This is a genomic window from Pseudonocardia xinjiangensis, assembly GCF_012911925.1.
GTDB lineage: Bacteria > Actinomycetota > Actinomycetes > Mycobacteriales > Pseudonocardiaceae > Pseudonocardia > Pseudonocardia xinjiangensis.
Window position 1 is genome coordinate 1 of sequence record NZ_JAAXKY010000222.1, and the last position, 8,729, is coordinate 8,729.

The following is an 8,729-nucleotide window of genomic DNA, read 5'->3' on the forward strand; positions in this document are numbered from 1 at the left end:
AGGCACATCAGATGCTCATCTGCACCCGGATGACGGTGTTGCTCGGCTCGCTCCACACCTCGAGCGCGTCGGACAGCTCCGCGGCGAGCCAGAGGCCCCGGCCGCGGGCGCCTGCCGGTGGCGGCATCCTCATGCCGGGGAACGGCACGGTCATCCGGCTGGTGTCGGCCACCTCGGCCACGACGTCGGCGCCGGACTCGGCGCCGGTCCACAGGCGCAGCCTGCCCCACCCCGGACCGTGCTCCACGCTGTTGGACGCCAGCTCGTTGACCGCCAGCACCAGGTCCGCCACGCGGTCGGGGTCGAGGCCTGCCGAACCGGCGACCCGGACGACGAGGTGACGCAGGTCGACCAGGTCGTCGGGCACGAAGGTGAGCTCCGCGGCCGGGGTGCCCAGGTCGGGTGGCGGAGGCGGCGGATAGTCCAGCACCGACTCCTCCGGCTCCCGGTAGAACCGGCTGGGCTCGGAACCCGTGGCCGTGCCCAGCAGCGGATGGGTCGCCTGCACCGTGTCCAGGTGGGCGATGTCGTCCTCGAAGGGGCACAGCACCGTCACGGGCAGCCCGGCGGTGGCGACGTTCACGCCGATGTCGAGCCGCGCCCAGTGGTGGGGCCCGCGGTCGATCGCGTCCAGCTGCTGGCCCACGACGAGCGCCCGCCCGCCGGGAGCAGTGATCAGCCTGCTCGTCCTGGCCCACTGCAGGGCGACGGTGAAGGCCGGCATCCGGTGCACCTCGAGCGGGTCCTGGAAGTCCACGCCCGACGAGTCGGTGCCGAGCGCGTCGCGCAGCCGCACGCCGGTGGCCTCGTCGAGCACCGCGAGGACCGGGTCGCCGGCTGACACCGCGGCCGCGACCTGGGGAGCCAGCCGTTCGACGAGCTGACCGGCCGAGGAGTACGGCACGGCCTCGTGCCACGCACCATCGCGTCGCGGCGGCGTCGCCGTCTCCGCTGCGGTATCCATGTGGCCCGTCCCCTGCTCGACTGCTGTCAACTGCGCATACCCGCTCGGAGCAGGGCGAACCACCGGGAGTCGTATGGCAGGGTTAATCGGCGGTGGAGATCCGCCTGTGCAACGGTGGATCAGCGGATCGAAGATCAGGAGTGCCGATGCGAGTCTTCAGCGGTGTCGACGAGCTGCGGGCGGCGGTGGGCGGCCCGGTCGGGGTGAGTGACTGGGTGACGATCGACCAGGCCCGGATCGACACGTTCGCCGACGCCACGGGCGACCACCAGTGGATCCACGTCGACGAGGAGAGGGCGAAGGCCGGCCCGTTCGGCACCACGATCGCCCACGGGTTCCTGACGCTCTCGCTCCTGCCCGCGCTGATCTCGCAGATCTACCGGATCGAGAACGTGAAGATGGGCATCAACTATGGCCTCAACCGCGTGAGGTTCACCTCGCCCGTACCCGTCGGGAGCAAGGTCAGGGGCAGCATCGAACTGGTCGACGTCGCCGACGTGGCCAGTGGGGTGCAGATCACCAACAAGGTCACGGTGGAGATCGACGGATCCGACCGGCCGGCGCTCGTGGCGGAGTGGCTGACCCGCCAGCACGTGTAGGGCCGGGAACTGCAGGGACGACGAGGGAGACGAACCTGATGCGTAACGCGGTCATCTGCGAGCCACTGCGGACCCCGGTGGGCGGCTTCGGCGGCTCGTTGCGGGACGTGCCGGCCCACGAGCTCGCGGCAGTCGTGATCCGGGGTCTCATGGACCGCACCGGCCTGCCCCCGGACGCGGTGGACGACGTGCTGCTGGGGCACTGCTACCCGACGATGGACGCCCCCGCGATCGGCCGGGTCGCCGCACTGGACGCCGGCCTGCCCGTCACCGTCAACGGCCTGCAGATCGACCGGCGGTGCGGTTCCGGCCTGCAGGCCGTCCTGTACGCCGCGATGCAGGTGCAGGCGGGCGCCTCCGAGGTGGTGCTCGCGGGCGGGGCCGAGTCGATGTCGGGCGCGCCGTTCTACTCCACGGCGATGCGCTGGGGCGCCAAGGGCGGGCCGGGCGTGATGTTGCACGACGCACTGGCGCGGGGCCGCGTCACGGCGGGCGGGATCAACTTCCCGGTGCCCGGCGGGATGCTCGAGACCGCGGAGAACCTGCGCAGGGAGTACTCGATCCCGCGCGAGGAGCAGGACGAGTTCGCCGTCCGCTCCCACCAGCGGGCCGCCGCCGCCCGCGACGAGGGCCGGTTCGCCGACGAGATCGTGCCGGTCACGGTGAAGGGCCGGAAGGGCGAAACGGTGGTCGACGCCGACGAGCACATCCGGGCCGACTCGTCGGTGGAGAAGCTGGCCGGGCTGCGTCCTGTACTCGGCCGGGACGATCCGGAGGCCACGGTCACCGCGGGCAACGCCAGCGGGCAGAACGACGGCGCGTCCATCTGTGTGGTCACCTCCCCGGAGAAGGCCGCGGAGCTGGGTCTGCGGCCGCTGGTCCGGCTGGTCTCGTGGGGCGTGGGCGGGGTCCCGCCCGCCACTATGGGCATCGGCCCCGTGCCGGCCGTCGCGAAGGCGATGGACGCGGCCGAGCTCACGCTCGCCGACATGGACCTGATCGAGCTGAACGAAGCGTTCGCGGCCCAGGTGCTCGCCGTCACCCGCGAATGGAAGTTCGCGCCGGAGGACTTCGACCGGCTCAACGTCAACGGCTCGGGCATCTCGCTCGGCCACCCCGTCGGCGCCACCGGGGGGCGCATCCTGGCCACCCTGACGAGGGAGATGGACCGCCGCTCGGTCCGCTACGGCCTGGAGACGATGTGCATCGGCGGGGGCCAGGGTCTGGCGGCGGTGTTCGAACGGGTCTCCTGACCCGCACACATCACACCCGGCCGGGTTGCCGAGACGACACGGACAGGTACATCCTTGTATGAGTCAACTTTTTGCGTGACACACGCAAGCCGACAATCCCGCAGGGGGCTACCACCGTGCCGTCCCAGGACGAGCTCGCCATTGCCGACGAGGTCGGCAGCCAGCTCATCCGGCTGGTTCGTCTGATCGAGCGCAAGCAGGTGCAGTACCAGGCCGAGCACCCGGACGCCGTGGAGCGGGCCACCTACCACCTGCTCGTCCACCTCGTGAAGGACGGGCCGCGCCGGGCCGGGTCGCTGGCCGAGGCCGTGTACTCCGACCCGTCCACGATCAGCCGCCAGATCGGTCACCTGGTGCGGCTCGGTCTCGTCGAGCGCACGGCCGACCCGGTCGACGGGCGCGCCACGCTGCTCGCCGCCACCGCGGAGGGCAGGCGGGTGTTCGAGGAGAACCGGCGCATCCGCAACGAGAAGATCGCACAGATGCTCGAGAGCTGGTCCGGCGAGGACCGCGCGGCGCTGGCCGACCTGCTGGCCCGCTTCACCACCGACTTCGAGAGCGAGACGTCACGTCCCGCCGAGCCGGCGGCCGCTCCGATCGACGTGGCGGCAGCGCGGCACTGAGGGAGCCCCATGTCCGTGCCCCGAGCCGGCCCCGCCGGTGACCGGCCGGACATCCCCGCCGCGGGGCCGCCAGCGGGCACCGGGAGTGTGCTCAGCCACCGGCAGATCCTGACGATCTTCGCCGGGCTGATGATCGGCCTGTTCCTCGCCGCACTCGACCAGACGATCGTGGCCACCTCGATCAGGACGATCGCCGACGACCTCGACGGGCTCAGCCTGCAGGCCTGGGCCACCACCGCCTACCTGGTCACGGCGACGATCACGACCCCGCTCTACGGCAAGCTCTCGGACATCTTCGGGCGCAAGCCCTCTTCCTCGCCGCGATCGCGATCTTCCTCGTCGGCTCGGTCGCCTGCGCCTTCGCCACGTCGATGTACCAGCTCGCGGCCTTCCGCGGGATCCAGGGGCTCGGCGCCGGTGGGCTGTTCTCCCTGGCCCTGACGATCGTCGGCGACATCGTGGCGCCGCGGGAACGGGCCAGGTACCAGGGCTGGTTCGTCGCCGTCTTCGGCACGTCGAGCGTGCTCGGGCCGCTGGCGGGCGGTTTCTTCGCCGGCCGGCCGGAGCTGTTTGGCATCACCGGCTGGCGCTGGGTCTTCCTGGTCAACGTCCCGCTCGGGATCATCGCGCTGATCGTCGTCACCAAGGTGCTGAACGTCCCGCACAGCCAGCGGGAGCACCGCATCGACTGGCCGGGGGCGATCGCGCTGACGGTCGCGCTCGTGCCGCTGCTGATCGTCGCCGAGCAGGGCCGGAGCTGGGGATGGGGCTCGCTGCCCGCGCTCGCGTGCTACCTGGTCGGTGTGGCGGGTCTCGGTGCGTTCCTGGTGCTCGAGCGGCGCATCGGTGACGACGCGCTGCTCCCGGTGCGGTTCTTCCGCAGCGGCGTGTTCCGGTGGGGGGTCGTCGCGGCGTTCATCGCCGGTGCCGGCATGTTCGCCGTGCTCGCGGTGCTGCCGCTGTACCTGCAGATCGTGAAGGGGTCCTCGCCGACCGAGGCCGGTCTGCAGACCCTGCCGCTGGTGCTGGGCATCATGTCGATGTCGGTGCTCGCCGGCCAGCTGATCGCCCGCACCGGGCGGTACAAGATCTGGCCGGTCATCGGGCTCTCGCTGATGGTCGTCGGGGCGGCGCTGCTCTCGCGGATCGACGTCGACACCCCCTACTGGCAGACCGCGCTGATCATGATGGTGATCGGGTGGGGTCTCGGTGGGAACATGCAGCCGCTCACCCTCGCCGTGCAGAACGCGATGCCACCCCGGGACATGGGCGTGGCCACCGCGTCGGCCACGTTCTTCCGGCAGATGGGCGGCACGCTCGGCACGGCGGTGTTCCTCTCGATCCTGTTCGACCGGCTGGGCGGCGGCCAGGTGGCCGGCAACTTCCGGGCCGCGTCCGACACCCCGTCGTTCCGCGCGGCCCTCACCGATCCGGCGGTCACCGCCAACCCGGCGAACACGCCGATCCTCCGTGCCGTGGAGGACGGATCCGACCTGTCGCTCGACGACTCCTCGTTCCTGTCCGCCGCCGACCCGGTGCTGAGCAGGCCGATCCTCGACGGGTTCGCGAGCTCCATGAGCACCGTGTTCCTGGCGGCCACGGCGGTGCTCGTCATCGGGCTCTTCGCCGTGGTCATGATGAAGGAGCTGCCGCTGCGCACGCAGTCGGGCGTCGATGCCCGACGTGACGAGGAGCTCGGCCCGCTGGCGACGCTGGCGCCCTCGGCGGCGCCCATCACCGTCCCGGCCGAGGCCGTGCCCGTCCCGAGCCAGGTCCCTGACGGCGCGAACGCTGCCAGGGACCGGTTGCTCACCACACTGCTGCCCGACCCCCGGCAGGCCCTCCCCGAGGTGCGGGCGGCCGAGGCCGCCCGCGACGCGGTGCGCTCGGCCCGCCGGGAGCCGGAGCATCGGGACGGCGAGCTGGACGCCGTGGCCGGCGAGCTCGTGGCCCGGGGACTGAGCCCGGCGCAGGTCCGGGAGATCCTCGGGCTCCGCGCCGACGAGGATCTGCCGGGTCACTGACCGAACGGAGCGGCCTCCCCGCAGGCCGCCTGCCCGGTGCTCGGTGCTCAGTGCTCGGACTCGGCCTCTTCGGCCTCCGCCGCCTCGGCGTCCCTCGCCCGCTGCCACGAGACCTTGATCTCGCGCTCGGCGTCGGCCCGGCCCACCCAGGTGGCGCCCTCGACGCTCTTGCCCGGCTCCAGTGTCTTGTAGATCTCGAAGAAGTGCTGGATCTCGGCCCGGTCGAACTCGGGCAGGTGATGAATGTCGCGCAGGTGCTCCTGGCGCGGATCGTCGCTCGGGACGCAGAGGACCTTGTCGTCCCCGCCCTTCTCGTCCTTCATGCGGAACATGCCGATGGCGCGGGCCCGGATCAGACAGCCGGGGAACGTGGGCTCCTGCACGAGCACGAGGGCATCGAGCGGGTCACCGTCCTCACCGAGGCTGTCCTCGATGAACCCGTAGTCGGCCGGGTACTGGGTGGCGGTGAAGAGGGTCCGGTCCAGCCGGATCCTCCCCGTCTTGTGGTCCACCTCGTACTTGTTACGACCCCCCTTGGGGATCTCGATCGTGACGTCGAAGTCCACTGGCGCTCTCCTGCTGCTCAGAAGCGGGCATCTACAGAGCCGATGCCGGTCGGGCGACCGGCTCCGGCGCCTGCCTCTAGTGTGGGGGACCGCGTCTGCCGGGTTGTGACCGGCCGACCAGTGCTGTTGTCGCGCGCTATGCGGGAGGGGGCGACGTGGGTATCGGGCGCCGAATCGGTGACACGCTGCGTCTGCCGGGTCGCGGAGCGCGACGTGGGCTGATCGTTCTCGTGGTGCTGGCCGTCGCCGGGGCGTCCGGCGGTGCGGTCGCACTCAGCGGCCCCACCCTGGTGCAACGGCTCGGGCTGACGCAGGCCGAGGCCGCGGAGGCGCCGCCTGCGCCGCCTGCCGTGCTCGGGCCGCTCCCGGCGAACGCGCCCCGGCCCACCACGGCCGGGCTGTCCCAGACCCTGGACGGGGCCGCCGACGCGATGCCGGGGACGTTCACCGGCGTCGTCATCGACCCGTCCACCGGGAACACCCTCTGGCAGCACACACCGGAGAAGGCGCTGGTCCCCGGCTCCACGGGCAAGCTGCTCACCGTCTCCGCCGCGCTGCTCACGCTCAATCCCACCGACACGCTCGTCACCCGCGTGGTCCAGGGCTCACAGCCGGGCACGGTGGTGCTCGTCGGCGGCGGCGATCCCACTCTCACCACCCTGCCGCCCGGACAGAACAGCGTGTACCCGGGCGCGCCACGGATGTCCGACCTCGCGGCCGCCGTGCGCAAGGCGGTACCCGGCCCGATCACGCGCGTGCTCGTCGACACCAGCCGCTACAAGGGGCCGTCGATGGCCGAGGGCTGGGACCCTGCCGACGTCGCCGCGGGCTTCATCACCCCGATCGAGCCGGTGATGGTGGACGGCGGCCGGATCGACCCGACGGAACAGGACGGCCCCCGCGTCGACGACCCCGCGCTGGCTGCGGGCCGTGCGCTGGCGCAGGACCTGGGCGCCGACCCGAAGAACGTCGCCGAGGGCACCGCCCAGCCGGGCGCGAAGTCCCTCGCGGCGGTGCACTCGCTCCCGATCACGGACCTGGTGGAACAGCTCCTGCGTGCCTCGGACAACGTGCTCGCCGAGATCCTCGCCCGGGAGGTCGCCATCGCCCGTGGCGGCCAGCCGACCTTCGACGGCGCCGCGCAGCAGACCCTCGCCGCGCTCCGCCAGGCCGGTTTCGACCCCACCGGCGCCGTGCTCCACGACGGCAGTGGCCTGTCCACCGAGGACAGGGTCCCGGCGCGGCTGCTCGGGTCGTTGCTCGGTGCGGCCGCTGCGCCGGTCGAGGGTCCCGACGGCACCGAGTTCCTGCGCCCCGTCCTCAGCGGCCTGCCGGTGGCCGGTGGGGACGGCACGCTCGAGGACCGGTTCGGCCGTTCCGGGCCGTCGGGGCCCGGCCGCGGGGTGGTGCGGGCCAAGACCGGCACCCTGACCGGCGTGAGCAGCCTGGCCGGGGTCGTGACCGATGCCGACGGGAGGCTGCTGGTCTTCGCGCTGATGTCCAACGGCGTGAACCCGTCGTCCATCCGGCCGAAGCTGGACGCGATGGCGGCGTTGCTGAGCGGCTGCGGCTGCCGCTGACATCCCGCCGCTGATCTTTCGCGCGTGCCGGGAAAGGGGTTTCGCAGAGCGGGGGCGCACCCGTCGCCCGTTGCGTAGCGTGGGTCGGGTGCCGCACGCGACCGACGTCCCGCAGTCCGCCCAGCAGCCCGGCCCGACCGAGCGCGGCCTCCCGGTCGACTGGGAGCTGGCCCGGCGCACCGCGAGCCGTCTCATGCAGCCCGGCCCGGAGGCCACCCGCCAGGAGGCGGGCGAGCTAGTCGCGCGGCTGCGGTCGGACGCCGCCGTGGCCGAGGGACACGTCCGTGAGGTCACCGGCCTCGGGCACGGGCTGCCGCTGCTGCCCGCCGACGTCGTCGACCGGCCGGCGTGGGCCGCGGCCGCCGTGCACGGCATGGCGGCGCTCACCGCCGACGCCGAGCTGCCCGCGGTGTCCCGTGCGGCCCGCATCGTCACCGCCCGCACGGCCGGTCTGCAGGTCGGTGGCGTCGTCGCGTACCTCGGGGCCCGCGTGCTGGGTCAGTACGACCCGTTCGGCGGCCCGGCGGGCGACGGACGGCTGTTGCTGGTGGCGCCCAACGTGCACGCCGCGCAGCGGGCTCTCGATGTGCCGGCCGCCGACTTCGGGCTGTGGGTGTGCCTGCACGAGGCCACGCACCGGCTCCAGTTCACCGCCGTTCCGTGGCTGCGCACCTACTTCGCCACCGAGGTCGGCCGCTTCCTGACCGTCACGCAGGGCATGGAGCGGGGCGCGGTGCTGGAGCGGCTGCCCGAGGTGGTGCGCGCGGTGCGCTCGTCCGGCGGCGACTCGCTGGCGATCGTGGAGCTCCTGCAGGGGCCGGAGCAGCGGGCGGTGCTCGACCGGCTGCTCGCCCTCACCACGCTGCTGGAGGGCCACGCCGACCACGTGATGGACGCCGCGGGGCCCGAGGTGGTCCCGAGCGTGGCCACCATCCGCTCCCGGTTCACCGCGCGCCGCCGTGGCAGCGGCGTCGTCGACCGGGTGCTGCGCGCGCTGCTCGGAGTGGAGGCCAAGGTGCGCCAGTACGCCGTCGGCTCCGCCTTCACCCGCCACGTGGTGCTCGCCGCCGGCATGGCCGGCTTCAACCGCGTCTGGGAGAGCCCCGAGACCCTCCCCACC

The 8,729-nt window shown here is 72.7% G+C and carries 7 protein-coding genes and 1 pseudogene; 6 read left to right on the top strand and 2 right to left on the bottom strand.

Features of this window, described 5'->3' with window-relative positions:
• Positions 1–7: 7 nt before the first annotated feature.
• Positions 8–964 (bottom strand): ATP-binding protein, encoded by a 957-nt coding sequence (locus HF577_RS35240; RefSeq protein ID WP_169400338.1) that lies wholly within the window; start codon positions 962–964, stop codon positions 8–10.
• A gap of 146 nt (positions 965–1,110) precedes the next feature.
• Between HF577_RS35240 and HF577_RS35245 the strand changes: the two genes are divergently transcribed.
• The 4 genes and pseudogenes from HF577_RS35245 (at position 1,111) to HF577_RS35260 (ending at position 5,463) form a co-directional block, all read left to right on the top strand.
• Positions 1,111–1,563: a MaoC family dehydratase gene (locus HF577_RS35245; RefSeq protein WP_169400339.1), complete on the top strand. Its 453-nt coding sequence runs from the start codon at positions 1,111–1,113 to the stop codon at positions 1,561–1,563.
• Between the two features lie 38 nt (positions 1,564–1,601).
• Positions 1,602–2,816, top strand: a complete 1,215-nt coding sequence (locus HF577_RS35250) for an acetyl-CoA C-acetyltransferase (protein ID WP_169400340.1) — start codon at positions 1,602–1,604, stop codon at positions 2,814–2,816.
• A 116-nt stretch (positions 2,817–2,932) separates the two neighbouring features.
• On the top strand, positions 2,933–3,439 hold the full coding sequence (locus HF577_RS35255) for a MarR family winged helix-turn-helix transcriptional regulator (protein WP_312859589.1): 507 nt from the start codon (positions 2,933–2,935) through the stop codon (positions 3,437–3,439).
• 9 nt (positions 3,440–3,448) lie between these two features.
• Positions 3,449–5,463, top strand: a pseudogene (locus tag HF577_RS35260) (MDR family MFS transporter).
• Positions 5,464–5,510: 47 nt separating this feature from the next.
• Here HF577_RS35260 and HF577_RS35265 read toward each other — a convergent pair.
• Entirely contained in the window at positions 5,511–6,029 is a 519-nt protein-coding gene (locus HF577_RS35265; RefSeq protein ID WP_169400341.1) for an inorganic diphosphatase, read from the bottom strand.
• A 233-nt stretch (positions 6,030–6,262) separates the two neighbouring features.
• Between HF577_RS35265 and dacB the strand changes: the two genes are divergently transcribed.
• On the top strand, positions 6,263–7,609 hold the full coding sequence (dacB, locus tag HF577_RS35270) for a D-alanyl-D-alanine carboxypeptidase/D-alanyl-D-alanine endopeptidase (RefSeq protein WP_169400342.1): 1,347 nt from the start codon (positions 6,263–6,265) through the stop codon (positions 7,607–7,609).
• Positions 7,610–7,697: 88 nt separating this feature from the next.
• Positions 7,698–8,729, top strand: a 1,032-nt coding sequence (locus HF577_RS35275) for a zinc-dependent metalloprotease (RefSeq protein WP_407692278.1), incomplete at its 3' end; no start/stop codon positions are given.